Source organism: Streptomyces sp. NPDC015144 (genome assembly GCF_043079735.1).
Taxonomy (GTDB): Bacteria; Actinomycetota; Actinomycetes; order Streptomycetales; family Streptomycetaceae; genus Streptomyces.
Genome location: NZ_JBIBUU010000003.1, coordinates 62,211 through 89,207 on the forward strand (window position 1 = coordinate 62,211; position 26,997 = coordinate 89,207).

The following is a 26,997-nucleotide window of genomic DNA, read 5'->3' on the forward strand; positions in this document are numbered from 1 at the left end:
GGTACGGGCCGGCGCGGGTGGCGGTCACCGGCCGGGCGCGGGTGCCCGGCCGGTCTTCGCGGCGGATCAGTGGCAGTTCTTGGTGCCCTTGTTCGCCTTCGTCCAGGAGCAGGAGTCGAGGAGCTTGCCGCTCGGCTTGATGAGCCGGGCCTTGTCGCCGGTGTTGTTCCACACGTACGAACCGCGGTTCCAGTACACGTGGGCGGTGGTGTTCTTGCCCTTGCCGGTGTGGACCCGGACGGTCTTGCCCGCGGCGACCGTGCGGCTGCCGAAGGTGTAGGTGTAGCCGGTGTTGTCCTTGAGCTTGTAGCCCTTGAGCTGGAGCTTCGTCCTGCCGTTGTTGTGGATGTCCACCCACTCGGCGTTCAGCGAGGTGTTGCTGCGGTCGTCCTTGCCGGGGCTGTCGTACTGGATCTTGCCGAGGTGCAGCCCGCCCGCGTGCTTGGTGGCCGACGCGGGGGCCGCCAGGAGCAGCGATCCGGCCAGGGCGGTGACGGCGGCCAGCGCGAGCGGGGCCGTGGAGCGTATGCGCATGCGGTGTTCCTTCTGTGAAGTAACGGTGAAGGAGTGTCAGCATAAGGGCAGCGCGCGCCGGGTCGGTACGCCCGTAGGCCGGAATCCGGCCTTCCCCCGCGCTCCGGTCAGCCCCGGCCCACGTACGGCATCGCCGTCGCCAGGACCGTCGCGAACTGGATGTTGGCCTCCAGCGGCAGCTCCGCCATGTGGAGCACCGTCCGGGCCACGTCCGCCACCGCCATCACCGGCTCGACGGCGAGTCCGCCGTGGGCCTGGAGGATGCCGGTCCGCATCTGCTCCGTCATGTCCGTGCTCGCGTTGCCGATGTCGATCTGCCCGCAGGCGATCCGGTACGGACGCCCGTCCAGGGAGAGCGACTTCGTCAGCCCCGTCATGGCGTGCTTGGTCGTGGTGTACGCGACCGAGTGCGGGCGTGGCGCGTGGGCGGAGATCGAGCCGTTGTTGATGATCCGGCCGCCCTGCGGGTCCTGGTCCTTCATCAGCCGGTACGCCGCCTGCGCGCACAGGAACGCGCCCGTCACGTTCACGTCCACCACCGCGCGCCAGTCCGCCGCCGACAGCTCCTCCACCGGGACCGAACGCGGCCCGAACGTACCGGCGTTGTTGAAGAGCAGGTCCAGGCGGCCGAAGCACTCCCGTACCGAGGAGAAGAGCGCGTCCACGTCCTCGGGCCGGGACACATCGGCCGGCACCGTGATCACCCGGGCGTCCGCACCGGCCAGTTCGGCGGTCTCGGCGAGCGGTCCGGGGCGCCGCCCGGCCAGCGCCACCGACCAGCCGGCCCCGGTCAGGGCGAGCGCCACCGCGCGGCCGATCCCGGAACCCGCACCCGTCACCACGGCGGTCCTCGGGGCCGCGTCCGTACCGGAGTTCGACATTCTGTTGCTCATGACGCCGCAGCGTACGCCTCCCCTCGCCCTCCGTACGGGCCGCGCCGCTCCGTGCCCGCCCTCCCATTCCTCATCCGGCCGACGTCCGGGCGACGCGAGCACGACAACCGCCCGATGTGCGGGACCGATGGGCTGGCCCTGTACACCACCGGACAGGGAGGGACAGATGACAGACACATCCGACCACCGGCGGGAGCTCCGCCGGGCCGCCGAACACGTCGGGCGCCGCCGCTTCCTCACCGTCACCGGGGCCGCCGCCGCGCTGGCCTTCTCGGTCAACCTGCCGACCGCCGGCGCCGCGAGCGCCGCCGAACTGGACGGCCGGAGACTCACCGACGATCCGTTCACCCTCGGCGTCGCCTCCGGCGACCCGCTGCCCGACTCGGTCCTGCTGTGGACCCGGCTCGCGCCCCGCCCCTACGAGCCCGGCAGCGGCATGCCCCGGGCCCGGGTCCAGGTCGGCTGGGAGCTCGCCCGCGACGAGCGCTTCCGCCACGTCGTCCGGCGCGGAACCGCCACCGCCCACCCGGAGTTCGACCACAGCGTCCACGTCGAGGTCAAGGGCCTCGACGCCGGCCGGGTCCTCCACTACCGCTTCCGCGCCGGGAACTGGACCAGCCCCGTCGGCCGGACCCGCACCGCCCCCGCCCCCGGGGCCCGCAACAGCGCGCTCAGCCTGGCCGCCGTCTCCTGCCAGGCGTACCACGACGGCCACTTCACCGCGTACCGCCACCTCGCCCGGGAGGACGTCGACGTCGTCTTCCACCTCGGCGACTACCTCTACGAGTACGCCGTCAACGCCACCGGCGGCGCCCGCGGCTACACCGACCGGCGGCTCCCCGCCCACTTCGACCGGGAGACCCTGACGCTGGAGGACTACCGGCTGCGGTACGGCCTCTACAAGTCCGACCCCGACCTGATCGCCGCCCACGCCGCACACCCCTTCGTCGTCACCTGGGACGACCACGAGACCGAGAACAACTACGCGGGCGGGACCCCCGAGAACGACGTCCCGCCCGCCGAGTTCCTGCTGCGCCGCGCCGCCGCCTACCGCGCCTACTGGGAGAACCAGCCACTGCGCGCCCCGCAGCGCCCCACCGGCCCCGACATGCGGCTCTACCGGCGCCTCCGGTTCGGCCGGCTCGCCCAGTTCGACATCCTCGACACCCGCCAGTACCGCAGCGACCAGGCGTACGGCGACGGCTGGCAGCGGCCCGGACCGGAGTCCGAGGACCCGGCACGCACCATGACCGGCACCACCCAGGAACGCTGGCTGATCAACGGCTGGCGCACCTCCCGGGCCACCTGGAACGTCGTGCCCCAGCAGGTCGTCCTCGCCCAGCGGCGCGACGTGCCCACCGACGCCTTCAAAGTCTCCATGGACGCCTGGGACGGCTACCCCGCCTCCCGCGCCCGCGTCCTCAGGGGCGCCGAGGAGGCCGGGGTCGCCAACCTGATGGTGCTCACCGGCGATGTGCACGTCGGCTACGGCTTCGACCTGAAGCGCGACTTCGACGACCCCGACTCCCGCACCGTCGGCACCGAGATCGTCGCCACCTCCATCACCAGCGGCAAGGACGGCTCGGACCGGCCCGGCAGCTGGAACAACCAGATGCGGGCCAACCCGCACATGAAGTTCTTCAACGGCCGGCGCGGCTACGCCGTCGTCACCCTCGGCCGGGAGGCGGCGCGCGCCGACTTCCGTACCGTCCCGGCCGTCACCACGCCCGGCGCGCCCCTCGCGACGGCCGCCTCCTTCGTCACCGAGGTCGGCAACCAGGGCCTCACCCCGGCGTGACCTCGTCCGCCGGGTAGCGGACGCCGATGCGGTCCCGTACCGCGTCGAGCGTCCGCATCACGGCGAGCGAGCCGTCCAGCGGCACCAGCGGCGACTCCGTCTCGCCCGCCCGCAGCGCCCGCGCCACCTCGGCCTGCTCGAACTGCATCCCGCGCAGCGCGGTGCCGGCCGGGGCGGTGAACTCCTCCGGCTCGTGGCCCTCCCGGTGCAGCACGAACCGCTCCGGGTAGAAGAAGCCGCGCGGGAACTCGATCCGGCCCGCGGTGCCGGTGACCGAGGCGGTCTGCGGGGTGTCCGCGACGATCGAGCAGTTCAGCAGCGCCGTGGCGCCCCCCGCACCGGACCAGCCCAGCAGCATCGAGGTGTGCAGATCGACGCCCTCCGGCGACAGCACCGCGTCGGCCCGCACCCGGTCCGGCTCACCCAGCAGCAACTGCGCGAACGAGACCGGGTAGACCCCGAGGTCCAGCAGCGCGCCGCCGCCCAGCGCCGGGTCGCGCAGCCGGTGGCCGGGGCCGAACGGGCCGGAGATCCCGAAATCCGCCTGCACGGTGCGGATCTCGCCGATCGCCCCGTCCCGCACCAGCTCCGTCATCCGCCGGACCACCGGGTTGCAGTACGTCCACATCGCCTCCATCAGGAACACCCCGCGCTCCCGGGCGATCCCCACCAGCTCCCGCGCCTCCCGGGCGTTCAGCGTGAACGCCTTCTCGCACAGCACGGGCTTCCCCGCCTCCAGGCAGAGCCCGGCCGCCTCCCGGTGCGCCGAGTGCGGCGTGGCCACGTACACCACGTCCACCTCCTCGTCGGCGGCCAGCGCGGCCCAGTCGCCGTACGCCCGGGGGATCCCGAACCGGTCCGCGAAGGCGCGCGCCGAGGCGTCGGTCCGGGACGCGACCGCGACCACCTCCATGTCCGGCATGGACCGGAGATCCTCGGCGAACGTCGCGGCTATCCCGCCGGTCGCCAGCACACCCCACCGCACAGCACCGCTCACGCCTGTCATGCCCACTCCCCAGAGGTTCGACCAGTCCGGCTGAGCTGAGAGCATAGATGCGGATTCAACGACATGGAGATGAGCATGCCGGAGCACGGCGCGAGCCGGACCCAGCCGGAAAACCCACACATACCGACCGCCGAAGGCCCCGCGGCCTCCGGCACCCCCGCCCCGACCGGGGCCGCCGCCGGGACGACCCGGCGCACCGGGCTCCTGGTCACCCTGGTCCTCGGCGGCCTCACCGCGCTGCCGCCGCTCTCCATGGACATGTACCTCCCCGCCCTCCCCGAGGTCACCGAGTCCCTGAGCGCCCCCGCCTCGACCGTCCAGCTCACCCTCACCGCCTGCCTCACCGGCATGGCGCTCGGACAGGTCGTCGTCGGCCCGATGAGCGACCGCTGGGGCCGCCGCACCCCGCTGCTCCTCGGCATGATCGTCTACGTCGTCGCCACCGCGATCTGCGTCCTCGCCCCCACCGCCGGTCTCCTCATCGCCTTCCGCACCCTCCAGGGCCTGGCCGGTGCGGCGGGCATCGTCATCGCCCGCGCGGTCGTCCGCGACCTGTACGACGGCGTGGCGATGGCCAGGTTCTTCTCCACCCTGATGCTGATCTCCGGGGCCGCCCCGGTCGTCGCCCCGCTGATCGGCGGGCAGGTGCTCCGGTTCACCGACTGGCGGGGGGTCTTCGCCGTCCTCACCGTCGTCGGCCTGGTGCTCACCCTGGTGGTCTGGAAGTGGCTGCACGAGACCCTGCCCCCGGGGGAGCGGCACACCGGCGGGATCGGCGAAGCGCTGCGGACCATGCGCGGGCTCCTGGCCGACCGGGTCTTCACCGGCTACACCATCGCGGGCAGCCTCGCCTTCGCCGTCCTCTTCTCCTACATCAGCGCCTCGCCGTTCGTCGTGCAGGAGATCTACGGGGCGTCGCCGCAGACCTTCAGCCTGCTCTTCGGCGTCAACTCGGTCGGCATGGTCGTCGTGGGCCAGATCAACGGAAAGCTGCTGGTCGGCCGGTTCAGCCTGGACAAGGTGCTCACCGTCGGCCTCACCGTCATCGTGCTGGCCGCGACCGCGCTACTGCTGATGACCACCGGGGTCTTCGGCGACGTCGGCCTGGTCCCGGTCGCGTCCGGGCTGTTCGTGATGATGGCGGCGATGGGGCTCGCGACACCCAACACCAACGCCCAGGCCCTGATGCGGACCAAGCACGCCGCGGGCTCCGCCTCCGCGCTGCTGGGCACCTCGTCGTTCCTGATCGGCGCCGTCGCCTCGCCGCTCGTCGGCATCGCCGGTGAGGACACGGCCGTTCCGATGGCCGTGGTCCAGCTGGTGTGCGGAGTGGGCGCGATGGCGGCCTTCCTCGGGCTGTGCCGCCCGTGGCAGCAGCGGGCGGACGGACTGGAGCGCCTCTGACCCCGTATTCCGGGGCGCCACAGACACGCCCTAAGGTCGAGGCCGGGCCGGAACTCCCGCATGTGCGCGGGAAGTTCCGGCCCGGCCTCATCCGTACGCGTCCCCCGGAGCCGATATGAGCAGCGCCCTTCTCGTGATGGACGTCCAGCAGGACGTCGTGGACATCGCCGACGACGGAACCGGATACCTGCCGCGCGTCCGCAGGGCGATCGACGGGGCCCGGGCCGCCGGCATTCCCGTGATCTACGTGGTCATCGCGCTCCGCCCCGGCTTCCCCGAGGTCGGTACGCACAACAGGGCGCTCGCCGCCGTCGCGCGCAACGGCCTCCACGTCGAGGGCGCGCCGGGCACCGGGATCCACCCCGCGATCGCGCCCCTGCCGGGCGACGTCGTGGTCACCAAGCGGCGGGCGAGCGCGTTCGCGGGCAGCGACCTGGAGATGGTGCTCAGGGCGCGGGGCATCGACAGCCTCGTCCTCGCCGGGATCGCCACCAGCGCCGTGGTCCTGTACACCCTGTGCCAGGCGAACGACCTCGACTTCGGCCTCACCGTCCTGTCCGACGGCTGCTTGGACCTGGACCCGGAGACGCACCGGTTCCTGGTCGAACGGCTCTTCCCGCAGTGGGCGGACGTCCTCACCGTCGACGACTGGCTCGCGGCGGTCGCCCCCCGGTAGCCGCCGGCCCGTGGACGGGACGGCCCCGACCCCGAGCCCGCGAGGGGCCGGAGCCGGGGCCGGTGGGCCGGGCGGGGCGGGGTCAGCCGTCGGACTCCGCCGCCGGGAGGTAGGCGCCCGGCACCTCCTTCGGCGTGAGGATCCGGTCCTCACCGGGGTACGGCTTCTTCCACTCGTGCGACTGGTACCACGTGAAGTGGTTCATCTGCGCCGGGTTCGCGGCGTCGGCCCGGGCGCCGGGCCCGGTCAGCCGCTGGCCGGACTTCCAGGCGTCCCACGCCGCCGCGACCGACCGCTTGGCGGCGGGGACCTTCGCGGACGGTACGGCCGCCGCGCGCGGGTTCTGCGCCGCCGGGGTGTCCACGCCGCACGACGGCGGGGTCTTCAGACCGTCGGTGAGCGGGGTCCGGTTGGGCAGTGCCGTGAACGGGGTGAGGTCGGCCTTCTTCGTGAACGCGGTCCGCATCGGGGTGGCCGCGCTGTCCTTCTGGTTCATCGGGTGGATCCCGAGGATCTGCTCGATGGTCCGGATCACCGTGATCTGGGAGTAGAAGCGGCTGTCGACGACGCCGTGCCGGGCCCAGGGACTGATGATCTGGATCGGTGCGCGGTGGCCGTCGACGTGGTCGAGACCGGCCTGGGAGTCGTCCTCCAGGATGAAGATCGCCGAGTTCTTCCAGTACTTGCTGTGCGAGATCCGGTCCACGATCCGGCCGGTGGCCAGGTCGTTGTCCGCGACCTGGGCCGGGGCGTTCGCCGGCCCGCCGGTGTGGTCGCTGGAGAGCCAGAACATGTTCAGGTTCGCCGGACCGTTCTTCTCGAAGTCGCGCTGCCAGATCTGGTGCCGGTAGACGTCCGGGACGCTGGTGTCGAACATCGGGTAGCCGGGCACCGACACGTCGTTGAGCGACGGGATCGGCGAGGACGAGCGGAGCGGGTAGGCGGTGTCCTGGCCGGTCGCCGCCATGTTCCGGGCGTCGCAGTACAGGTTCTGCCAGGTGGCGTCCGGCGGCTTGGTCAGGAAGCTCTGGAACTCGCCGAAGTTCCGCACGGTCCTGCCCGCCGCCTGCGCCCCGGTCCACAGGAACCCGGTCCGCTGGTGCCCGAGGGCGTCGTCCTCCGTGTCGTAGCTCCGCTTGTACGCACCGGCCGTGGACTCCGTGTACTCCGGGTTGTCCGCCTGCATCAGCCAGTTGTGGCCCTCGGCGGAGTTGGTGCCGATGTCGTACGCGTTGTCGTAGAGCCCGAACTGCCGGGCCATCGCGTGCTGGTTCGGCGTGACGTTCTCACCGAACTCCGCCAGCGCCGGGTCGCCGTTGCCCTGCGGCAGGTCGCCGAAGAGCTGGTCGTAGGTCCGGTTCTCCTTGACGAGGAGGAAGACGTACTTGATCGTCGAGGGGTCGCCGATCCGCGCCGGGACCGGTACGGCTCTGGCCCTGCCGCGGCCCTTGCCCCGGACCAGTTCGACCGAGCCGTCGCTCCAGCCGTTCTGCTCGAAGACCTTCCGGGTCCGCGCCTTGATCACACGGTCGGAGGGCAGTGTGAAGCGCTGGAGGCTCGACGTCGTGTCGTGGGTGCCGTGCCCGGCGGGGTTGTTGGGGCGGCGGGCGTCGACGCCCCGGGTGTTGGAGACCACGATCTCCTTGCCGACCGTGGCGATCTCCGCCGGGAAGTAGTCCGTCGGCAGCAGACCGACGTAGCTCACCGGCTCCTGCGGGGAGGTGTACCGGTAGACGGCGATCGCGTTGGCCCGGCCCAGCGCCACCAGCAGACGGCCGTCGTCGGTGAGGGTCACCGCGTCGGGCTCGTAGCCCACCGACGCCTCCGGCCACGGCTGCGTCGCGATGGTCTGCACGACCTCGCCCCTGCGGAGGTCGACGACCGACACGTCGTTGGTGGCGGTGTTGGTGACGAACAGGGCGCCGTTCTTCGCGTACAGGGCGGTCGGGTGCAGGCCGACGCGGATGCTCCCGACGGCGGCCTCCGGGGCGGCCAGGTCGATGACGCTGACCGTGCCGCTCGTGGTGGCCGCGGTCACCGGGTCGGCCGGGACCTGGGTGTTGTACGAGTTGAGCGTGGTGTCGCCGGGCTTCGCCGGGCGGCCGCCCTCGTTGCTCACATAGAGCTTGGATCCGATCATGAGCATGTCACGTGGAGCGTTGCCGACGGGCCAGCTCCGCCGGATCGCGCCGGAGGCCGCGTCGATGGCGACCACCCGGTTCTGGCCGTTGACCGCCGCGTACACGGTGGACCCGTCGGGGGAGAACACGGCCTCGCCCACGAGCGCGTGCTTCGCCCCGTCCGCCGGGATCTTGACGACGACCGGGTTGCCGACACCGCCGTCCGCGCCCACCGTGAACCGGGTGTAGCCGTCGTTCTGGCCCAGCCAGAGCTGGGTGCCGTCGGGGGAGTACGTGGGGCCCTCCTGGCCCACGTCGTTGCCGCCGATGCGCGGCTGCGAGGCGGCGGAGGCGCCGACGACCTGCTGAACCTTCCAGTTCTTCAGGTCCATGATGGCCAGCGCCGCGCCGCCGTCGGCGACCGAGGCCGCGAGGTGGCTGCCGTCCGGGCTGACGGAGGACGACATGATCTTGCCGTTGTTCACGACCAGGCGCTCGCCGTACGGCGCGATGTACTGGTCGCTGGAGACGACCTGTCCCCGGGCGGTCGTCTCGCCGACCCGGTCCGTGCCGAACTGGTCGGTGCGGGCGAACGCGACACCCGCTGCGGCGACGGCGGCGGCCGTGACGCCCGCCGTGATCACCGGGGCCCGGCGGACGAGGCGTCCGAGCCGCGCTCCCGCCCGGTCTCTCTGCGCCCGCCTTCGGCGTGTGACCTGCATAGTCATCCCTTCGGGGTTGCGGGAAGCAGTTCGACGCCGCCGTCGAACTGCCAGAGCGGGTTCGGCGCGTCCCCGGCCGGGGTCCGCACCAGGAAGTAGCCGTTCACTTCCTTCGGCCCGTCGCCGTCGGCGACGAACCGCCCGTCTGCGGTGACGTCGAGCTGGTAGACGGCCGTGCCCGCGGCCTCGACGCCGGGAAGGTGCCAGGAGACGACGCAGCGCCAGTCGTTGCCCGCCCCCTGCGGGTCGGCGCCGCTGCCGCCCTTCTCGCACGCCGCGGTGGCCCTCAACCGCTCCTCGGTGACGTCGGGGCGGTTGAGCTGCTCGGTCTGCAGCCGGTAGAGGTGGGCGAAGGCGGTGGCGACGGAGCGCTGCACCTTCGCCCGGTCGATCCCGGAGCCCGTCGCCCCGGTCGCCGCCGGCACGGCCACGGCCGTCACCACCAGCAGCGCGGCCAGGGGCAGGACCCCGAGGGCCACGGCACGCCGCCCCGGGACGTCGTCGGCCGGGTTGGTGAAGTCACGCCGCAGGAACAGCGCGTACGCCAGGGCCGTCGCGACCACCGCCCACACCAGGGCGACCACGACCCCGATCAGGAGCGGGCGGGTCTGCGCCGGACCGGTGAAGAGGCCGTTCCAGGAGATGAAGGCGTAACCGGGCAGGGCGAGGCGAACGCCCACCGGGAGCGGCAGCATCTGGGCGAGCTGCATCACCAGCGCGACCAGCGCGGGCAGCAGCAGTCCCATCGGGGAGCGGCCCAGCGCTACGGAGCCGAGCAGGCCGATCGCCGCGAGCGCCAGGGTCGGGGCGAGGGCGCACAGCCAGGCGAGCAGGGTCCGGCCGGCGGCGTCCCCCGGCGCCAGCAGACTGCCGTCGAGGCCGACCAGCGGCCGGTGGCCGACCGCCAGCAGCCCGCCGGCCGCGCTGGAACAGGCCAGCCCGGCCACCAGCAGCAGCAGGACGACGAGACTGGCCAGCGCCTTCGCCGCGAAGATCCGCCGGGGCGAGCCGACCGCCACCAGCAGATGCCGCCAGGTGCCGAGCCGGTCCTCGGCGGCGAACACGTCACCGGCGACCACCGACGTCAGCAGCGGGAGCGCCCAGACACCCGCGAAGCCGAGGACCACCAGGGGCCCGGCCCATCCCGTGGCGAGCATCCAGCGGCCGAAGAGCGTGTCCGAGGGCAGCGTGCTCTGCCGGCTCACCGCGGCGACGAAGAGCCCCGGCGCGATCCAGCAGACGAGGAGCAGCAGCCGGGTCCGCCACTGCGAGACGACCTTGACCAGCTCGAAGCGGAAGACCCGGAACAGCGGTACGCGGCGCTCCTCCGGCCCGCCCTCCGCCCCGGCCCCGGACCGTGCCGAAGAAGGGGCCGAGGACGAGGAGGAGGACGCGGACGCGGGTGCGGACGTGGTCATCGGACCGCCTCCCGGGGTTCGGTGAGGGCCAGGAACGCGGCCTCCAGCGGCGACACCACCGGGGTGAGCTCGCGCAGGGCGACGCCCGCCCGCACCAGCCGGTCCACCAGGGCGTCGAGGGCGGGCACCGGGGCGTGCACGACGAGCGTCCGGGCGTCGGGCCGGACGCCCGTGGCGCCCACGACCCGGACACCGGCGGTGTCCTCGGCCAGCCGGCGCGCGGCCTCCGGGTCCGAGGTCAGCAGCCGGTAGTCCAACGCGCGCCCCCGGTCGGCCAGTTCGTCCAGCGGCCCGGAGAAGACGACCCGTCCGGTGGCGAGGATGGTGACCTCGGAGCAGAGCGCCTCCAGGTCGTCCATGCGGTGGCTGGAGAGCACGATGCCGGTGCCCTGCTCCGCCAGCCGGTTCAGCACACCGTGCACATGCTGCTTGCCGGCCGGGTCGAGACCGTTGGACGGCTCGTCGAGCACGAGCAGCCGGGGCCGGCCGAGCAGCGCGGCGGCCAGCCCGAGCCGCTGGCGCATCCCGAGCGAGAAGCCGCTGGTGCGGTCGTCGGCGACCTCGGTGAGTCCGACCTCGTCGAGCGCCTCGCCGACCGCGGCCGGTGAGGCGTCGTGGCCGCCCAGCGCGGCCAGCGCGGCGAGGTTCTGCCGGGCGGTGAGCGAGGGGTACAGGCCGGGCCCGTCCACGAACCCGGCGACCCCGCGCGGCGTGGCGAGGGCCCGCTCCACCGGTGTGCCCAGGATCTCCAGACGGCCGCCGTCGGCCGTGGCCAGGCCCAGCAGGAGCCCGAGCAGGGTCGTCTTGCCCGCCCCGTTCGGCCCGGCCAGGCCGTGGATCCGCCCCCGCCCCACCTCCAGGTCGATGTGGTCGAGTGCGACGACGTCGCCGAACGACTTGGTGATCCCGTGCGCCCGGATCGCGAGAGGCCGGTCCATGGAGTCCTCCCTTCGAAGACTCCAAGACCCTAGGAGGAGGCCACCGCCCGGTGGTGCACCGCGAGTTGAACGGTGGCTGAACAGACTCCGTTCGGCGCGGCCCGCCAACCAGGCTCCTTCTAGCGCGGGTAGCCGATCAGATGCGGCCGGTCCTTCTCGTCCGTCCAGCGGAACAGGCCGACGCCGTCCGAGGTCTCCATGCCCGGCACCAGCACGTTCGACGGCAGCGCCCCCGTCGAACCGCTGCGGACCGCCACCGCGACCGGTGCGCCCTCACCGGCCAGCACGTCCGCCGCGTTGCGCACGCTGGAGGCGCCGTACGCGGTGCCCTCGTCGTTCACCGAGGCCAGCGTCAGCGGCTTGGTTCCGTCGGCGCCCTCGAAGCAGAACCCCCGCTTCGTGGTCAGGTCGAAGGCGAGCGGCCCGGCCACCAGGTACGAACCCGAGGGCGCCGAGACGAGCTGCGGGTACTGCCCCGGCTTGATCGCGGGCTTGCTGCACTGCGTCGAGGCCAGCAGCTTGCCCGTCTCCGCGTCGTGCACCGCCCACATGTCGTGGGTGGCGGCCAGCTTCGCGCCCTTCGCCAACTGCCACTTCGCGAGGATCAGCCCCGGCAGGAACGAGGTGGGGACGCCACTGGTCCGGTCCGTGCCCTTGGGCGCGACGTTCCGGCTGAACCAGCCGCCCTGCACCCAGAACTCCTTGGAGCCGCTGACCAGCAGGCCCTTCGTGGTGAGCCCGCGGACCTCGGTGAGCTGCTTGCAGGTCCCGCAGCCCTTCGGGTACTTCAGCGAGGACGGGTTCACCTTCGTGATCCGGCCGCTCGTCGGGTCGACCACCGCACTGTTGGTGCGGCCGTCGCTGACGAGGATGCCGGGGCCGGTCGTCGAGACCGTCGGGACCGAGTTCCAGGGCACCTCGACCCGGCGCCGGGAGCCGTCCTCCACGTCGTACACGTCCAGCGACACGATCGTGTCGGCCGGGGTCAGCGCGTTCTCGCCGACCTTCCCGTACGCCCAGGTGACGAAGTACTCGTGGTCGTCGACGGTGACCGACAGCAGCCTCGGGAACTTCTTGGGCGACGGCGGCCGCCAGCTCTCACCGTGCCAGCCCCGCCGGCCGGTCTTCGGGTCGATCGTCTGGAGCTGGTACGTACCCTCCGAGACCCGCACCAGATACGCCAGACCGCCGGTGGTCCGGGATATCGCGTAGTCGGGCGACGTCCCGATGAGCTCCCAGCCGTGCTCGGTGGAGTACGCGGCCGGCACGGTGAGCTGGGTCACCCCGGCCGGTTCCTCCTTGGCCCGCTTCTCCGGTTCCTTCGTGCTCTTCGCGCCGCTGCCACAGGTGGCGAGCAGCAGGAGCGGGACAAGTACGAGCACTCCGCCGGCCAGAACCAGGCGCACGATCTTCTGTCTCATGGTTTCCCTCGGTGGGCATCCCGACCTCGCGGCGGTCAGCGTAGCAACTCGGGCACCTTTCTCGGCAGTTCGGATTCCACACGGTTCTACGCGGATAGCGCGGCGGTCGCGGGTGCGTCTTCTTTGCCTACAATTCGCCGGTGAACGCCACCCCTCCTCTCGCGGAAACGTTGCGTGCGGCGCTGGCCGGACTGCTCGACGGACTGCCGCCCAAGCAGGCCGCCCAGGCCGTCGACCGGCTCATCGCCAACTACCGGGGGACCACCCCGACCGACGCCCCGGTGCTCCGCGACCGCTCCGATGTCGCCGCGTACGCCGCGTACCGCATGCCCGCCACCTTCGAGGCGGTACGGTCCGCCCTCGCCGCGTTCCGGGCCGCCGCCCCCGACTGGGTGCCCGCCACCCACACCGACGTGGGCGGCGGCACCGGCGCCGCGACCTGGGCCGTGGCCGGGGCCTGGGACGGGCCGCGGACGACCGTGCTGGACTGGGCGGAGCCCGCCCTCGCCCTCGGCCGCGAGCTGGCCGGGCTCTCCGGCGTCCCCGCGCTGCACGGGGCCGAATGGCGCCGGGCCCGGATCGACGCCGGCCTCGACCTGGCCCCCGCCGACCTGGTCACCGTCTCCTACGTGCTCAAGGAGCTGACCCCGGCCGCCCGCACCGCCCTCGTCGACGCCGCCGCGGCCGCCGCCCAAGCCGTGGTGATCGTCGAACCCGGCACCCCGGACGGCTACGCCCGTGTCATCGAGGCCCGCGACCGGCTGACCGCCGCCGGGCTGACCGTCGCCGCCCCCTGCCCGCACAGCGGGACCTGCCCCATCGAGCCGGGCACCGACTGGTGCCACTTCGCGGCCCGGGTCAGCCGCTCCTCGCTGCACCGCCGGGTCAAGGGCGGCTCCCTGCCGTACGAGGACGAGAAGTTCGGCTACGTCGTGGCGACCCGCTTCCCGGTCGCCCCCGCCCCGGCCCGCGTCACCCGCAAGCCCCAGATCCGCAAGGGCCAGGTCCTGCTCGACCTGTGCACCCGCGAGGAGGGGCTGCGGCGCGAGACCGTCACCAAGCGCCACGGCGGGCTGTACCGGGCCGCCCGGGACACCGCGTGGGGCGACGCGTGGCCGCCGCCCGGCGACGAGGACTGAGCGGCCCGGTACAGCCCGGACCCGTCGGGTGGCCTCCGACCGGCCGAAGGCCACCCGGCAGGCGTTCAGCCCCGCAGCTCCTGCGTGCAGCACTTCACGCTGCCGCCACCCTTCAGCAGCTCGCCCAGGTCCATCGGCAGCGGCTCGAAGCCCCGCGCCCGCAGCGGGTCGAAGAGCCCCGTCGCCCCCTGCGGCAGCAGCACGTGGAGCCCGTCGCTCACCGCGTTCAGCCCGAGCGCGGCGGCGTCCGCCTCCCGGGCGATCAGCGCGTCGGGGAAGAGCCGGGCCAGCACGGCCCGGCTGCCCGGGGAGAAGGCGCCCGGGTAGTACATGACCTCGTCGCCCGCCTCGTCGAGCACCGACAGCGCCGTGTCCAGGTGGTAGTAGCGCGGGTCGACCAGATCGAGCCCGATCACCGGCCGGCCGAAGAACTCCTGCGCCTCCCCGTGCGAGAGCGGGCTGGACCGGAAGCCCCGCCCGGCCAGGACGTACGAGGCGGTGACCGCGAAATCGCCCTCGCCCTCGTTCACGTGGTCCGGTTCGCGGATCTCGGTGAAGCCGTGGGCCCGGAACCAGTCGCGGTGGGCACCCGCCTCCTCGTACCGCTCCCGGTACGCGAAGCGGGCGCCCAGCACCCGGCCGTCGACGACGGTGGCGCCGTTGGCGGCGAACACCATGTCGGGCAGGTCCGGACGCGGGTCGAGCAGCTCCACGGTGTGCCCGAGGGCGCGGTACCGGTCGCGCAGGTCCTCCCACTGGGTCCGGGCCAGCGCCAGGTCCACCGGCTTGCTGGGGTCCATCCACGGATTGATGGAGTACGTCACCCTGAAGTGCGTGGGCGCGCACATCAGGTAGCGGCGGGGTGTGGCTTCACGAGGCAAGGACAGCTCCTCACGAATGGCAGGGATCGCCTGCCGGGGGCGGCGCACGGATCGGTGCGTGTGCCCATGGTCCGCTCTGCGGGCGGCCGCGAACAGTGATCCGATCGGGTGGTTCCGTCCGCCCGGGGAACGGCGGTGCGGGGCGCCCCGGGCCCCGTCCTGTACGGGCCTACGCGTGGACCCGTATCCATCATTTCGTGACAAGTGCGGGCATATGGCCAAGATCATCGTCCGGTCATCCGTACCCCGCTTCCGAACTCCGGCCACCTGGAGCGCAGGATGGTGGGACCATGGGCGTGGGCAAACTTGAGGTAAGGGGATAGATGGGCGCCGATTTCGGCCGTTATCGCGGCTCAGAGAGCAAACTTTCCCAATGGCTTCGCCGTCGGCCCAGACCCCAGCAGAGCGGGGTCGACGACACCGCCCGGGAGGCGCTGCTCCTCGCCGTCGCCGAAGCCGGAATGCCGATCGCGCCGGCCGCCCACCCGGTCGGGTACCGATGTTCCTGCGAACGCATCGGCTGTCCCACCCCCGCCCGGCACCCCCTCTCCTTCGCCTGGCAGACGCAGTCCACCACCGACCGGGCACAGATCGAGCGCTGGGCCCGCAGCCAGCCGCAGGCCAACTTCATCACCGCGACCGGCATGATCCACGACGTCCTCGACGTGCCGCTGTCCGCGGGCGGCCGGGCGCTGGAGCGGCTCCTCGCCGCGGGGATCGAGGTCGGCCCCGTCGCCCGGTCCGGGGACGACCGGATGCTCTTCTTCACCGCCACCCGGGGCACACCGGAGGACGAGGACGAATGGTGGCCGTGCGAGCTGGACTGCCACCCCGAGACGATGGACGAGCACCCGGGGATGCGCTGGCACTGCCGGGGCAGCTACGTACTGCTGCCGCCCGCCCGGCTCCCCGGCGAGCTGGACGTGGCCTGGGTGCGCGGGCCGGAGCATCCGCTGCCCGACCCGCTGACCCTGCTTGAGACCCTCACCGACGCCTGCGCGCGGTACGCCGACGAGGCCGACCAGAGCGAACTGGACCATGACGCGGTGGCCTGGCCGCTCAGTCGTTGAACCCTAGAATTGCCGTTTTTCCGAAGTGCTGAGTTCCTGAGTGCTGATGTCCTGAGTTCCCGAGTACGGGATTCCCGAGTACGGGGTCCCCGAGGAGGGCGGTGGCCCGGCGCGGCGCGTCCGGGCCGGGCCCGTCGAGCGCCGCCCGCGGCCGTCAGGACCCCTTCGCCGCCGTCAGACCCGGCAGCCGGTTCAGGACGACGACCTTGCCGCCCCCCTGCGACGAGCCCTTCTTCGGGACGTACACCAGTTCGCTGGAGATCCGCTCCTTGGTGAGGGTCGAGCGCACCTCACCGGTCAGCAGCGCCTCCACGTCCGCGTTGAGCGGCGGGCGCATCCCCTCCGCGGCGGTCTGCCGCTCGAAGTGCTTGCTGCTGAAGAAGACCAGCGCCCCGCCGTCCTCCGTCTCCAGCCCGAGCGGCGCGAAGGCGCCGTTGTCCAGCGGCTGGTCGATGTACTGGTACGAGAAGCCGGCCTGCCGCGTGGTGCGGCGCGTCTCCCGCCAGCCCGAGGTGGCGGAGCCCGGCGCGAAGACGTCCGGGCTGCCCTTCTGGAGGTACTCCGTGTACTGGGCGCTCAGGTCCTTCGGCGCGACGGCCGTCGCGGCACTGTCCGCGGCCACCGGCCGGGCCGTGCCGTCACCGTTCCTGGCGAGGGCGGGCAACTGGTCGGGGGCGACCACCGACAGATAGGCGGCCTTCCAGCCGTCCCCGGGACCGGACTTGACGAAGACGATCAGCCAGCGGGTGTCGAGCTTCCCGCTGTCCTGGTCGCGGTCGGAGTCGGTGTCCGCGAGGAACCAGCGCGGCCAGCCCGCCTTCTTCGGGATGAGGTAGGTGGCGTCGGACAGCACCAGCGGCCGGTGGTCCGGGTTGCCGTCCGGGTGGCTCTTCCGCCGCGCCTTCAGCCCGGCCTGGTTGATCGCCCCGAGCGAGCCGGTGACCCGGTCCTCGTCGAGGGCCGGGTCGTAGGCCTTGTCCGCCGCGTTGTACGCGGCGGTGAAGTCCTTCAGGGCCTGCGCGGCCTCAGCCCTGGTTGCCGCTGGCACCACTGCCAGCTCGCCGTGCACCGTCACGCAACCGCTCGCCGTCATCGACAGCACCGTCGCCGCCGCGAGCCCCGTCGCCAGCCGAACCGGTCTCAGACTTCTCATCCGTTGCTTTCCGCGCCTTCTGATCCGTCGCCCCTCCGGAAGGGGCCCCTGCCCGTCCGAACCCTACCGGGGCGAGGAACAGCGCGAGGGTGGGGATCAGATACAGCGCCCACACCGTGACCTGAAGGACGGTCGGGTCGGGCTGGAAGTTGAACGTGCCCTTGAGGAGGGTGCCGTACCAGCTGTCCGGCGGGATCGCGCCGCTGATGTCGAACGCCTGGTTGTGCAGGCCGCCGATGAACTCCGCCTCCTGGAGGTCGTGGACGCCGTAGGCGAGGACCCCGGCGGCGACGACGACCAGCATGCCGCCGGTCCAGGTGAAGAACTTCGACAGGTTGATCTTCAGGGCGCCCCGGTAGAAGAGCCAGCCGAGCACGACCGCCGCGGCGATACCGAGGAGGGCGCCGATCATCGGATGCCAGCCGTCGTCCGCCGCGTGCACCGCACGCCACACGAACAGCGAGGTCTCCAGCCCCTCCCGGCCCACCGCGAGAAGAGCCGTGGCCACCAGCGCGCCGGTGCCCATCGCGAGCGCCGCGTCCAGCTTGCCGTGGAGCTCCGTCCTCAGATGGCGCGCGGTGCGCCGCATCCAGAAGACCATCCAGGTGACCAGACCGACCGAGACGATCGACAGCGAACCGCCGAGCGCCTCCTGCGCCTTGAACGTCATCTCCTGCGAGCCGAATTCGAGCCCGGCGCCGAACGCCAGGCTGACGACGACGGCGATGGCGACACCGATCCAGATCGGTACCAGCCTGTCCTTGTTGCCGGTCTTCACCAGATAGGCGATGAGGATGCAGACGACCAGGCTGGCCTCAAGACCCTCGCGCAGGCCGATCAGGAAATTGCTGAACACGTTTCGGTTCTCCTTCTGTCCCGAGTCCCGTTACGAGAACAGCGCCCGGCCCCACCAGTCGTCCTTGTCGCGGACGCCCGGCGGGACGGCGAAGTGCGCCGAACCCACGTGCTGGATGTACTCGTTGAGTGCGTCGTGTGCCGCCAGGCGCCGCTGGAGCGGGATGAACGCCTTGCGGGTGTCGCGCTGGTACGCGAGGAAGAACAGCCCGGCGTCGAGCCGGCCGAGGCCGTCCGTGCCGTCGGTGAACGAGTAGCCGCGGCGCAGGATCATCACCCCGTCGTTGCTGCTCGGGTGGGCGAGCCGTACGTGCGCCGTCGGCTTCATGGCCTTCAGGAACGGCTCGTCGTGCTCCTTGGACTTCCCGGCCGGGGCGCCCTCGCCCTTGTCGCGGCCGAAGACGTCCTCCTGCTCCTGGAGCGAGGTGCGGTCCCAGGTCTCGATGTGCATCCGGATGCGGCGGGCCACCAGGTACGAACCCCCGGCCATCCACTCCGCGCCGCCCTTGCCGTCGGCCCACACATGGTGGTCCAGGGCGGCTGTGTCGGTGCCGGAGACGTTCCGGGTGCCGTCCTTGAAACCGAACATGTTGCGCGGGGTCTGGGCGTCCGGGGTCGTCGAGGACGTCTTGCCGAAGCCCAGCTGGGACCAGCGGATCGCGGCCCGGCCCATGGCGATCCTGGCCAGGTTGCGGATGGCGTGCACCGCGACCTGCGGGTCGTCCGCGCACGCCTGGACGCACAGGTCGCCGCCGCTGCGGGCCGGGTCCAGGTTGTCCCCGGGGAACTTCGGCAGGTCCACCAGCGCGTCGGGCCGCCTGTCCTCCAGGCCGAACCGGCCCTTGGCGAAGAGCGAGGGGCCGAAGCCGATGGTGAGCGTCAGCCGGGACGGCTTGAGCCCCAGCGCCTCGCCCGTGTCGTCCGGCGGGGCCTCGGCGAGACCGCCGTACGCCCCGTCGCCCACCGCGTGCCCGGCGGTCATCCGCTCCGCCGCCCGCGTCCACTCCTTGAGCAGCGCGACCAGCTCGGCGCGGTCCTTGGTCGTCACGTCGAACGCGGCGAAGTGCAGCCGGTCCTGCACGGCGGTGGCGATCCCGGCCTGGTGCGCCCCGTGGAACGGCACCGCCGAGCCGCTGTCCGCGGCCGGAACCGCGTCGTCGCCGTCGCGCACCGCGGCGACCGCGCCACCGGCCGCGACGGCACCCAGCGCGAGCCCCGCGCCGCCCCAGCCGAGCAGGGCGCGGCGGGACGGGGCGGTGCGGGCGGCCGGCTCCGGGGCCGGTTCGGCGGCGGCGTCGGACTGTGTCTGTTCGGACATGACCAGAGCCCTCCGGATTCCGTTACTTCGTCACCGCGGCGGCGAGCCGGGAGAGCGGCTCGGCCAGGGCGTTGACCGCGTCCGACAGCGCCTTGCGGTCCGCCTTGCCGACCTTGTCGTAGCTGACGAACGCGTAGGAGTTCTTGTCCTCGCGGTACTTGTCGAGCAGCGTGTTCAGCTCGGCGAAGCGCTTGTCCAGGGTGGTGGTCAGCGCCGCGTCGTTCTTCACCGCGATCGGCCGCAGGAGCTGGTAGGACTTCTCGGCGCCCTCGACGTTGCCCTTGAAGTCGACCAGGTCGGTGTGGCTGTAGCGCTCCTCCTCACCGGTGACCTTGCCGGTGGCGACCTCGTCCAGCAGCTCCTTGGCGCCGTTGGCCATCGAGGTCGGGGTGATGTCGGCGGTGCCGACGCGCTTCTGCCAGTCCAGCAGGTCCTTGTAGAGGGCCGGGGCGAGCGCCTTCTCCTCGGCGCCCAGCTTCTTCTCCTGCCACAGCGCCTTCTCCAGGCGGTGCCAGCCGGTCCACTTCTGGCCGTCCTCCAGGCCGTCCTCGCGGATGTCGACCTTCGGGTCGATGTCACCGAAGGACTCGGCGACCGGCTCGGTACGCTCCCAGCCGAGCCGGGAGTCGGCGTAGAGCTTCTTCGCGGCCTCGATGTCGCCGGCGGCGACGGCGTCGGTGAACTTCTTGGCCTTCGGCAGCGTCTCGTCGGCCTGCGCCTGCACATAGGTGCGGTACTCGGCGACGGCCTTGTCCATCTCGGGGCTGCGCTTGGCGGCGGTCCCGCCGGTGATCTCCAGCTTCTGCCGGATGCCGTGGCCCTTCATGCCGGGCTTGCAGGCGATCTCGTACGAACCGGCCTTGATCTCGGCGGTGATGGTGGCCTTGGTGCCGGGGCCGATGTTCTCGCGCTCGGCGACGATGCGGTCGTCCGGGAACAGGACGTAGACCTCGGTGACCTTGGAGCCCTTGTTCTGCACGGCCAGCTCGATGTGACCGGCCGGCAGCTCCTTCTTCGACACCTCGCAGGAGTCGTCCTTCGCGATGACCTCAAGGGCCTTGTCGCCCTTGCCGTCGCTCTTCTGCGCGCATCCCGTGACGGCGGTCAGGGCGGCCACCGTGGCGGCAGCGGTGACGACGGAGAAACGAACGGCTCGCATGCGGGCTCCACAAGGGGACGAAGAGAAGCGGGAGAACAACGGACAAAGACAAGTGAGGCGGACCTAACTTAACCGAGGCTTACCTGAGCCGTACCCACTCGTGCAGTGATTCAGCTCTCATCCCGGGGGTGCGGGAACGGGTCGATCACGGGTGGCCCATGAAGGGCTCACGGGACGGTAAAGCGAAGGTCAAGCGCCTCGGTCCGGTACGACCAGCGGCACCCCGGTCCGCGGGTGCGGGAACACCTCGACCGGCTGCCGGTAGACCTCGCCGAGCAGCGCGCCGGTGAAGACTCCGGCCGGCGGTCCGGCCGCCGCGATCCGCCCGCCGTGCAGCACCGCGACCCGGTCCGCGTACGCCGCCGCGAGCCCCAGGTCGTGCAGGACGACCACGACCGCGTCGCCCGCGGCGGCCCGCTCCCGGCAGATCCTCAGCACCAGTTCCTGGTGGCGCAGGTCGAGCGCGGCGGTCGGCTCGTCGAGCAGCAGCAGCGGGGCGCGCTGCGCCAGCACCCGGGCCAGCGCGACCCGGGCCCGCTCGCCGCCGGAGAGCGCGGAGAAGGGGCGTTCCGCGAACGCGGTGACCTCGGTCGCCGCCATCGCCCCGGCGACCGCCGGCCCGTCCTCGTCCGCCCGCTCCGTACCGGCCCAGGGCGCCCGACCCATCCGGACCACGTCCGCCACCGGGAACGGGAACGACAGCGTCGCCGACTGCGGCAGCACCGCCCGGCGCAGCGCCAGTTCGGCGGCCGACCACGCACCGGCCGGGCGCCCGTCGACCAGGACCTCGCCCCGCCCGGCGGGCAGATCGGCGGCCAGCGCCGCCAACAGGGTCGACTTCCCGGCCCCGTTGGGCCCCACCAGCGCCAGCACCTCGCCCGCGCGCGCGGCCAGGTCGACCCCGTCCAGCACGGGCCGCCGCCCCAGCGCCACCCCCAGCCCACGGGCCTCGGCGACGGTGGCGCCGGGGGCGAAGGGGGCGGGCAGCCGCCGCTCCCGTACCCGGAACGGCATCCGGGCGGCCCAGGTGTTCCTCGGTGACGTCATGCCCAACCACCTTGCTTGCGACGGGTCCTGCGCAGCAGCCAGAAGAAGAACGGGCTGCCGATGAGCGCGGTCAGCACACCGAGCGGCAGCTCGGCGGGGGCGGCGACGGTACGGGCCGCCAGGTCGCCCGCCACCAGCACCAGGGCGCCGCCGAGCGCGCTGCCGGGGAGCAGGAAGCGGTGCCCGGGGCCGTTCGCCATCCGCAGCAGATGCGGCACCAGCAGTCCCACGAACGTGATGATCCCGGCGACCGCCACCGCGGCGGCGGTCAGCAGCGCCACCACCAGCACCAGCACCACCCGGAGCCGCTCGACGTCGACCCCCAGGTGGCGGGCGGGCCGCTCACCGAGCGCGAGGAGGTCCAGCCGCCGGGCGTGGAACGGCGCGACGAACAGCCCGAGCAGCGCGCACGGCAGCACGGCGAGCACCTTGGGCCAGGTCGCCTGGGCCAGCGAGCCCAGCTGCCAGAAGGTGATCTGGGAGATCTGCGCGTTGTCGGCGAAGAAGACGAACAGCCCGATCAGCGCCCCGGCGAAGGCGTTGACCGCGATCCCGGTGAGGATCAGCGTCACCACCTCGGTCCGCCCGCCCGAGCGGGAGAGCGCGTACACCAGCAGGACGGTCACCAGCCCGGCGGCGAACGCGCAGACGGTCACGGTCCAGTTGCCGAGGAAGGTCAGCCCGAGGGCGATCGACCCGACCGCGCCGACCGCCGCGCCGGAGGAGATCCCGATCACCCCGGGCTCGGCCAGCGGATTGCCGAACACCCCCTGCATCAGGGCGCCCGCGCAGCCCAGCGACGCCCCGACCAGCAGGGCGAGGACGACCCTCGGCAGCCGTACGTTCCACAGGACGCTCTCGCCGACCCGGTCGAGCGCGGCCCCGCCGAGGCCCAGCCGGTGCTGCACGGAGCCGAGTACGTCGCCGAGCGGGATGCCGTACGCCCCGGTCCCGGCGGAGACCAGGCAGCACACCAGGAGGGCGGCGAGCAGCCCGGCGGTCAGGAGGAAGGACGAGGAGCGCCGGGGCCCTCGCGGCGCGGGCGTCCCGGGTGTCCCCGGGGCGTCGGCGCGGGGGAGCGGCGGGGAGGCGGTGGTCATCCTTCCGCCCCGCTCTCCGGGTGGAGCTTCGCGACCAGTTCGGCCAGCACCCGGTCCGTGCGCGGCCCGTAGTTCAGCAGCACCCCGTCGTCGACGGCGACGATCCGCCGGTCGAGGCCGGCGGGCGTCTCGGCGATTCCGGGGAGCTTCAGCAGCCCGTCGACGCCGCCCACCGATTCGAGCCCCTTGCGCATCACCAGGAAGACGTCGGGGGCGGCCTTCGCCAGGGCCTCGCTGGTGATCGCGGTGAAGTCCTTCGTCAGTCCGGAGGCCTTGCCCGCGTCGATCCCGCCCGCCGCCTCGATGAGCGAACTCGCGCCGGACTCCCGGCCGCCCAGCAGATGGACGGAGGCGGAGCCGCGCAGATAGAGGAAGGCGACGCGGGGCTTCTTCCGCCCGTCGGCCGGGGCGGGTACGGACGTGCGTACGGCGTCGATGCGCGAGGCGGTCCGCGCGTCCAGTTCGGCGCCCGCGTCCGGGACGCCCAGGGCGGCGGCCACGGCCTCGATCCGGCGGCCCACGTCGGAGAGTTGTTCGGCGGGCTTGACGACGACGAGCGGGATACCGGCCTCCCGGATCTGCTCGACGGCCTCCGCCGGGCCGGTGGTGGTCTCGGCGAGCACCACGGTCGGCCGCAGCGACAGCACGCTCTCCGCCGACACGTCATGGGCGCGGGTCACCACCGGGAGCTTCGCGGCCTGTTCGAAGGTGGCGGTGATGTCCCGGGCCACCACCTTCGGCCCGAGGCCCAGGGTGAAGACGATCTCGCTCAGCCCGCCGCTCAGCGGGACGATCCGGTCCGCCGAGGTGACGGTGGTCCGGGCGCCGTCCGCCGACCTCACCGTGGCGGGCAGCTTCGGCCGCGGGGTGGCGGCCAGCGGCTCGACCCGGTCGGCGGTGGCCGCCGCCCCGGTGGCTGCCGGGGCCGCGCCGTCCGTGCCGCCGGTGGTGGCGCCCGCGCAGCCGGTCAGGGCGAGGGCCAGGGCGAGCCCGGCGGCCGGGGCGCCGAGCCGGCCGCGGGCCGGGGTCCGTGGGGTCCGTCGGCCCGGCGGGGCGAAGTCCGGGGAGAAGCGCACGGGGCACCGTCCTGTTCTCGTGCGGGGCAGTTCGTCATGGTCTGTCAGCAAGTGCTGCGGAAGGGGTTCCTCCGGATGACCTGCTTAGCTTAGGTTAGCCTTACCTTAATTTCCATGTCCCGGAGGGGTTCCATGCTGTCGCCCAGACCTGCCCGCACACTTGCCGTCACGCTGCTGCTGACGGTGCTGGGCGCCGTGCTCCCGGCCACCGCCGCACAGGCGGCGACGGCCCGTACGGTGCAGGGCGGCAGGCTGGACTGGGCCGTCAAGTCCTCCTTCCAGAGCTATGTGACCGGACCCATCGCCAACGGCAGCTGGAGCCTGATTGGCGGCGCCGCCACGGCCGGCGGCAGCCAGTTCCGCTTCCACTCCGCCACCGGCTCGTACGCCCCGGACACCGGCGCGTTCACCGCGCGCTTCGCCGGCGGGGTGCGCTTCCTGGGTCACCCGAAGTCCGGCGGCGGCCATGAACTGGACCTCACCATCAGCCGCCCCTCCGTCCGGATCGCGGGCGGCGCGGGCACCCTGTTCGCGGACATGGTCAGCAAGGACCGGGGCAGCGGCCGGGTCACCTCGACCGCCCAGGTGCCGCTCGCGACGCTCGGCCTGTCCGGGATCGACATGCGCGGCGGCTCCACCCCGGTCGTCCTGCGGGGCGTCCCGGCGACCCTGACTGCCCAGGGCGCGACGGCGTTCGCGGGCTACTACCCGGCGGGCACCCCGCTCGACCCGGTCAGCCTCTCCGTGGACACCGTCGCCCCGGCCGGACAGCCCGCCGCCACCAAGTCCCCCGGGAAGAAGGCGGGTTCGACGCCGAAGCCGGAGAAGTCCACGAAGAAGGCCGCCGGGCGCTTCGAGGACGCCGCCGTCGACTGGGGCGTGCGCCGCACCTTCCGCGAGTACGTCACCGGCCCGGTCGGCAAGGGGAAGTGGACCCTCGCCGACGGGGCCCGGGACGGCGGGGCGCTCTTCCGCTTCCCGCGCGGAACGGGCACGTACGACCCGGCGAAGCGCACCCTGGACGCCGAGTTCGCGGGCAGTGTCCGCTTCACCGCCGCCGACGGGCTCGACCTGGAGCTCTCGGCGGTCGCCGTCCGGATCGAGGCGGGCCGGGGCACGCTCCTGGCCGACGTCCGCAGCGACGGCGAACGGCGCCGGGCCGTCCCGCTCGTCACCTTCCCCGCGAAGGACCTCGCGCCGAAGAACGGGCTCGCCGTCCTCACCGAGGCCCCGGCCACCCTCACCAGCGGCGGCGCGAAGACCTTCGGCGCCCTCTACCGGGCGGGCACCGCGATGGACCCGGTCTCGCTGGCCGTCGCCGTCGACGCCGGGGCCGAACTGCCCGCCCTGCCCGACCTGGGCAGCGACCCGTCGCCGGACCCCGCCGCCACCGCGTCCACCACCCCCGCCGCTCCCGCCGCCGGGCGGGCCGCCGCGAGCACCGACTCCCGCACCGGCGCGTACCTCGCCGCCGGCGGCGCGACCGTCCTCGTGGCCGCGGCCGGCACGTTCCTCCTGATCCGCCGTCACCGCACCACGCGGACCGACGACCAGTAACCCCCCGTTCATCCCCCTTCCCTCATCCCCCTTTCCTTCCCTCCCCGAGGAGATCCACGACCATGGCAGCAACCCGCCGCCGCACAGCCCGTACCGCCGCGGTCGCCACCGCGGCCGCGCTCGGCGCCACCGTCTTCGCCCTTCCCGCGCTCGCCGACACCACCTCCGGTGCCCGGGCGTCCGCCGCCGCGCCGACGATGGAGCTGACGGACGGCACCCTGAAGTGGGGCGTCAAGGAGTCCTTCCGCACGTACCTCGCCTCGCCGTTCTCCGGCGGGAGGATCACCGTCCGGGACGGTGCCGTCCAGGCGCCCGACAACGGGGTGTTCACCTTCTCCGGCGGCAGGGGCAGCTACGACACGACCACCCACGGCACCGACACCGCCTTCGCCGGCGGGGTCAACTTCTCCGCCCACGGCGGTGTCCTCGACATCACGATCTCCGACGTGAAGCTGGCCACCACCCGGACGGGCGGCACCATCACCGTCGACGTCACCACGCCCGAGGGCACCGAGGACGACGTGGACTTCGCCGATCTCGACCTCTCGTCGGTCAAGCCCGGCCGGGGCGAGGGCGGCACGATGGTCTTCGCGGACATCCCGGCGACGCTCACCAAGGCGGGCTCCGAGGCGTTCAACGGCCAGTACAAGGAGGGCGACGCGCTCGACCCGGCCACCCTCTCCGTGAAGGCGGTCGCGCCTCCGACCACCGAGCCCACCGACAAGCCCACCACGGAGCCGACCGGGAAGCCCACCACCGGACCGACCGCCCCCGCCTCCCCGTCCCCCACGGACACCGGGAAGCCCGGCACGGAGAAGCCCACCGACAGGCCCACCACCGACAAGCCGGCCGCCGCCCGGGGCGAGATCCTCGACGGCACCCTGGACTGGGGGGTCAAGAAGTCCTTCCGTACCTACGTCACCGGCCCGATCGCCCACGGCAAGGTCGAGACGGCGGGCGGCGCCACCGCCACCGGCGGCGGCTACCGCTTCCCCGACGCCACCGGCCGCTTCGACGCGGAGAAGCAGACCCTGAACGCCGCGTTCGACGGCACGGTCCGCTTCCTGGGCCACGAGGAGAACGGCGCGTACACCCTCGACCTCTCCCTCACCGGCATGGAGATCCGGGTGAACGGCACCAGCGGCACCCTGGTCGCGGACGTCACCACCAAGGACCGCACAACCAAGAAGGTCTCCACGTACACCGGCCTGACCGTCGCCGACCTCACGCTCCCGGCGGGCACGTTGGCCGCGAAGGACGGCGTGGTGACGCTCACCGCCGTCCCGGCGACGCTCACCGCCGACGGCACCAAGGCGTTCGGCGGCATGTACGGGGCCGGCGAGAAGCTCGACGCCCTCACCGTCGCGGTCGCCCTCGACAAGGACGCCGAACTCCCGGGCGCCACCGGCGGATCCGGCTCGACGGGCGGCGATTCGGCCACCGGCGGCTCCGGTTCCACCGGCGGACTCGCGGGCGGCTCGGTCGGCGGCGGTTCGGTGGGCGGTTCGGTCGACGGGGCGGGCTCGCTCGCCGCCACCGGCTCCGACGTCCCGGCCGGCGCCCTGATCGCCGCCTCGGGCGTGGTCGTGGCGGCCGGTGCCGGGGCGGTGGCCGTGGCCCGTCGCCGCCGTACCGCCTGACCGCCCGCGGACACGGAAAGGGGCGGGGCCGGTACCTCGTACCGGCCCCGCCCCTTTCCGACCCCGACGCGC

The 26,997-nt window shown here is 72.9% G+C and carries 22 protein-coding genes; 7 read left to right on the plus strand and 15 right to left on the minus strand.

Annotated elements, in window-relative coordinates; all coding sequences use genetic code 11:
* Positions 1-66 precede the first annotated feature (66 nt).
* Positions 67-534, minus strand: a complete 468-nt coding sequence (locus tag ACF08W_RS07020) for a lamin tail domain-containing protein (protein ID WP_392278694.1) — start codon at positions 532-534, stop codon at positions 67-69.
* A gap of 107 nt (positions 535-641) precedes the next feature.
* Positions 642-1,427: an SDR family oxidoreductase gene (locus ACF08W_RS07025; protein ID WP_392278695.1), complete on the minus strand. Its 786-nt coding sequence runs from the start codon at positions 1,425-1,427 to the stop codon at positions 642-644.
* A 166-nt stretch (positions 1,428-1,593) separates the two neighbouring features.
* On the opposite strand from ACF08W_RS07025, the gene ACF08W_RS07030 reads away from it, so the two are divergent.
* Positions 1,594-3,225, plus strand: a complete 1,632-nt coding sequence (locus tag ACF08W_RS07030) for an alkaline phosphatase D family protein (protein ID WP_392278696.1) — start codon at positions 1,594-1,596, stop codon at positions 3,223-3,225.
* On the opposite strand, the gene ACF08W_RS07035 is transcribed toward ACF08W_RS07030, so the two are convergent.
* A complete protein-coding gene (locus tag ACF08W_RS07035) occupies positions 3,212-4,222 on the minus strand; it encodes a Gfo/Idh/MocA family protein (protein WP_385205210.1) in 1,011 nt (336 codons plus the stop codon). The two genes, ACF08W_RS07030 and ACF08W_RS07035, sit on opposite strands and share 14 nt — an antisense overlap.
* 84 nt (positions 4,223-4,306) lie before the next feature.
* Here ACF08W_RS07035 and ACF08W_RS07040 point away from each other — a divergent pair, with 84 nt between their 5' ends.
* Together ACF08W_RS07040 and ACF08W_RS07045 are read left to right on the plus strand one after the other, a co-directional pair.
* A complete protein-coding gene (locus ACF08W_RS07040) occupies positions 4,307-5,635 on the plus strand; it encodes a multidrug effflux MFS transporter (protein WP_385204900.1) in 1,329 nt (442 codons plus the stop codon).
* A gap of 115 nt (positions 5,636-5,750) precedes the next feature.
* The gene (locus tag ACF08W_RS07045; protein WP_352277711.1) at positions 5,751-6,311 is read left to right on the plus strand and encodes a cysteine hydrolase; all 561 of its coding nucleotides are present in this window, start codon (positions 5,751-5,753) and stop codon (positions 6,309-6,311) included.
* Positions 6,312-6,393: 82 nt separating this feature from the next.
* Here ACF08W_RS07045 and ACF08W_RS07050 read toward each other — a convergent pair whose 3' ends face one another.
* The 4 genes from ACF08W_RS07050 to ACF08W_RS07065 form a co-directional block, all read right to left on the minus strand.
* Positions 6,394-9,153 carry an alkaline phosphatase family protein gene (locus ACF08W_RS07050; RefSeq protein ID WP_392278697.1) on the minus strand — a complete coding sequence of 920 codons (2,760 nt, stop codon included), beginning with the start codon at positions 9,151-9,153 and terminating at the stop codon, positions 6,394-6,396.
* 2 nt (positions 9,154-9,155) lie between these two features.
* Positions 9,156-10,571 carry an ABC transporter permease gene (locus ACF08W_RS07055; protein ID WP_385204907.1) on the minus strand — a complete coding sequence of 472 codons (1,416 nt, stop codon included), beginning with the start codon at positions 10,569-10,571 and terminating at the stop codon, positions 9,156-9,158.
* A complete protein-coding gene (locus tag ACF08W_RS07060) occupies positions 10,568-11,509 on the minus strand; it encodes an ABC transporter ATP-binding protein (protein WP_392278698.1) in 942 nt (313 codons plus the stop codon). Before ACF08W_RS07060 ends, ACF08W_RS07055 begins: the two co-directional genes overlap by 4 nt.
* 119 nt (positions 11,510-11,628) lie before the next feature.
* Entirely contained in the window at positions 11,629-12,930 is a 1,302-nt protein-coding gene (locus ACF08W_RS07065; protein ID WP_385204912.1) for a hypothetical protein, read from the minus strand.
* 140 nt (positions 12,931-13,070) lie between these two features.
* On the opposite strand from ACF08W_RS07065, the gene ACF08W_RS07070 reads away from it, so the two are divergent.
* On the plus strand, positions 13,071-14,069 hold the full coding sequence (locus ACF08W_RS07070; protein WP_385204914.1) for a small ribosomal subunit Rsm22 family protein: 999 nt from the start codon (positions 13,071-13,073) through the stop codon (positions 14,067-14,069).
* A gap of 65 nt (positions 14,070-14,134) precedes the next feature.
* Here ACF08W_RS07070 and ddaH read toward each other — a convergent pair whose 3' ends face one another.
* Complete coding sequence (gene ddaH / locus ACF08W_RS07075; protein WP_392278699.1) at positions 14,135-14,950, minus strand: dimethylargininase; 816 nt, start codon at positions 14,948-14,950, stop codon at positions 14,135-14,137.
* A 323-nt stretch (positions 14,951-15,273) separates the two neighbouring features.
* Here ddaH and ACF08W_RS07080 point away from each other — a divergent pair, with 323 nt between their 5' ends.
* Positions 15,274-16,020, plus strand: a complete 747-nt coding sequence (locus ACF08W_RS07080) for a bifunctional DNA primase/polymerase (RefSeq protein WP_385204920.1) — start codon at positions 15,274-15,276, stop codon at positions 16,018-16,020.
* Positions 16,021-16,174: 154 nt separating this feature from the next.
* Here ACF08W_RS07080 and ACF08W_RS07085 read toward each other — a convergent pair whose 3' ends face one another.
* The 7 genes from ACF08W_RS07085 to ACF08W_RS07115 form a co-directional block, all read right to left on the minus strand.
* The gene (locus tag ACF08W_RS07085) at positions 16,175-17,113 is read right to left on the minus strand and encodes a hypothetical protein (protein WP_392278855.1); all 939 of its coding nucleotides are present in this window, start codon (positions 17,111-17,113) and stop codon (positions 16,175-16,177) included.
* On the minus strand, positions 17,046-18,029 hold the full coding sequence (gene efeU / locus ACF08W_RS07090) for an iron uptake transporter permease EfeU (RefSeq protein ID WP_392278700.1): 984 nt from the start codon (positions 18,027-18,029) through the stop codon (positions 17,046-17,048). Before efeU ends, ACF08W_RS07085 begins: the two co-directional genes overlap by 68 nt.
* A gap of 30 nt (positions 18,030-18,059) precedes the next feature.
* Positions 18,060-19,346 (minus strand): iron uptake transporter deferrochelatase/peroxidase subunit, encoded by a 1,287-nt coding sequence (efeB, locus tag ACF08W_RS07095; RefSeq protein ID WP_392278701.1) that lies wholly within the window; start codon positions 19,344-19,346, stop codon positions 18,060-18,062.
* Between the two features lie 22 nt (positions 19,347-19,368).
* Positions 19,369-20,505: an iron uptake system protein EfeO gene (gene efeO, locus ACF08W_RS07100; protein ID WP_385204930.1), complete on the minus strand. Its 1,137-nt coding sequence runs from the start codon at positions 20,503-20,505 to the stop codon at positions 19,369-19,371.
* Between the two features lie 189 nt (positions 20,506-20,694).
* Positions 20,695-21,552, minus strand: a complete 858-nt coding sequence (locus ACF08W_RS07105; RefSeq protein ID WP_392278702.1) for a heme ABC transporter ATP-binding protein — start codon at positions 21,550-21,552, stop codon at positions 20,695-20,697.
* The gene (locus ACF08W_RS07110) at positions 21,549-22,652 is read right to left on the minus strand and encodes a FecCD family ABC transporter permease (RefSeq protein WP_392278703.1); all 1,104 of its coding nucleotides are present in this window, start codon (positions 22,650-22,652) and stop codon (positions 21,549-21,551) included. Before ACF08W_RS07110 ends, ACF08W_RS07105 begins: the two co-directional genes overlap by 4 nt.
* On the minus strand, positions 22,649-23,728 hold the full coding sequence (locus ACF08W_RS07115; protein ID WP_392278704.1) for a hemin ABC transporter substrate-binding protein: 1,080 nt from the start codon (positions 23,726-23,728) through the stop codon (positions 22,649-22,651). The genes ACF08W_RS07110 and ACF08W_RS07115 overlap by 4 nt, the downstream gene beginning before the upstream one ends.
* Before the next feature lie 132 nt (positions 23,729-23,860).
* On the opposite strand from ACF08W_RS07115, the gene ACF08W_RS07120 reads away from it, so the two are divergent.
* Together ACF08W_RS07120 and ACF08W_RS07125 are read left to right on the plus strand one after the other, a co-directional pair.
* Positions 23,861-25,285, plus strand: coding sequence for an HtaA domain-containing protein (locus tag ACF08W_RS07120; RefSeq protein ID WP_392278856.1), 1,425 nt, complete (start codon positions 23,861-23,863; stop codon positions 25,283-25,285).
* Between the two features lie 62 nt (positions 25,286-25,347).
* Complete coding sequence (locus ACF08W_RS07125; protein WP_392278705.1) at positions 25,348-26,925, plus strand: HtaA domain-containing protein; 1,578 nt, start codon at positions 25,348-25,350, stop codon at positions 26,923-26,925.
* Positions 26,926-26,997: the final 72 nt, after the last annotated feature.

What these genes read in the sequence shown, in the direction of transcription:
- ACF08W_RS07110 (WP_392278703.1), bottom strand. Translation starts at nt 22,652, where the DNA reads ATGACCACCGCCTCCCCGCCGCTCCCCCGCGCCGACGCCCCGGGGACA.
- efeO (WP_385204930.1), bottom strand. Translation starts at nt 20,505, where the DNA reads ATGCGAGCCGTTCGTTTCTCCGTCGTCACCGCTGCCGCCACGGTGGCC.
- ACF08W_RS07025 (WP_392278695.1), bottom strand. Translation starts at nt 1,427, where the DNA reads ATGAGCAACAGAATGTCGAACTCCGGTACGGACGCGGCCCCGAGGACC.
- ACF08W_RS07080 (WP_385204920.1), top strand. Translation starts at nt 15,274, where the DNA reads ATGGGCGCCGATTTCGGCCGTTATCGCGGCTCAGAGAGCAAACTTTCC.
- ACF08W_RS07045 (WP_352277711.1), top strand. Translation starts at nt 5,751, where the DNA reads ATGAGCAGCGCCCTTCTCGTGATGGACGTCCAGCAGGACGTCGTGGAC.
- efeB (WP_392278701.1), bottom strand. Translation starts at nt 19,346, where the DNA reads ATGTCCGAACAGACACAGTCCGACGCCGCCGCCGAACCGGCCCCGGAG.
- ACF08W_RS07020 (WP_392278694.1), bottom strand. Translation starts at nt 534, where the DNA reads ATGCGCATACGCTCCACGGCCCCGCTCGCGCTGGCCGCCGTCACCGCC.
- ACF08W_RS07055 (WP_385204907.1), bottom strand. Translation starts at nt 10,571, where the DNA reads ATGACCACGTCCGCACCCGCGTCCGCGTCCTCCTCCTCGTCCTCGGCC.
- ACF08W_RS07085 (WP_392278855.1), bottom strand. Translation starts at nt 17,113, where the DNA reads ATGACGGCGAGCGGTTGCGTGACGGTGCACGGCGAGCTGGCAGTGGTG.
- ACF08W_RS07125 (WP_392278705.1), top strand. Translation starts at nt 25,348, where the DNA reads ATGGCAGCAACCCGCCGCCGCACAGCCCGTACCGCCGCGGTCGCCACC.
- ACF08W_RS07050 (WP_392278697.1), bottom strand. Translation starts at nt 9,153, where the DNA reads ATGCAGGTCACACGCCGAAGGCGGGCGCAGAGAGACCGGGCGGGAGCG.
- ACF08W_RS07120 (WP_392278856.1), top strand. Translation starts at nt 23,861, where the DNA reads ATGCTGTCGCCCAGACCTGCCCGCACACTTGCCGTCACGCTGCTGCTG.
- ACF08W_RS07040 (WP_385204900.1), top strand. Translation starts at nt 4,307, where the DNA reads ATGCCGGAGCACGGCGCGAGCCGGACCCAGCCGGAAAACCCACACATA.
- ACF08W_RS07030 (WP_392278696.1), top strand. Translation starts at nt 1,594, where the DNA reads ATGACAGACACATCCGACCACCGGCGGGAGCTCCGCCGGGCCGCCGAA.
- ACF08W_RS07105 (WP_392278702.1), bottom strand. Translation starts at nt 21,552, where the DNA reads ATGACGTCACCGAGGAACACCTGGGCCGCCCGGATGCCGTTCCGGGTA.
- ACF08W_RS07065 (WP_385204912.1), bottom strand. Translation starts at nt 12,930, where the DNA reads ATGAGACAGAAGATCGTGCGCCTGGTTCTGGCCGGCGGAGTGCTCGTA.
- ACF08W_RS07060 (WP_392278698.1), bottom strand. Translation starts at nt 11,509, where the DNA reads ATGGACCGGCCTCTCGCGATCCGGGCGCACGGGATCACCAAGTCGTTC.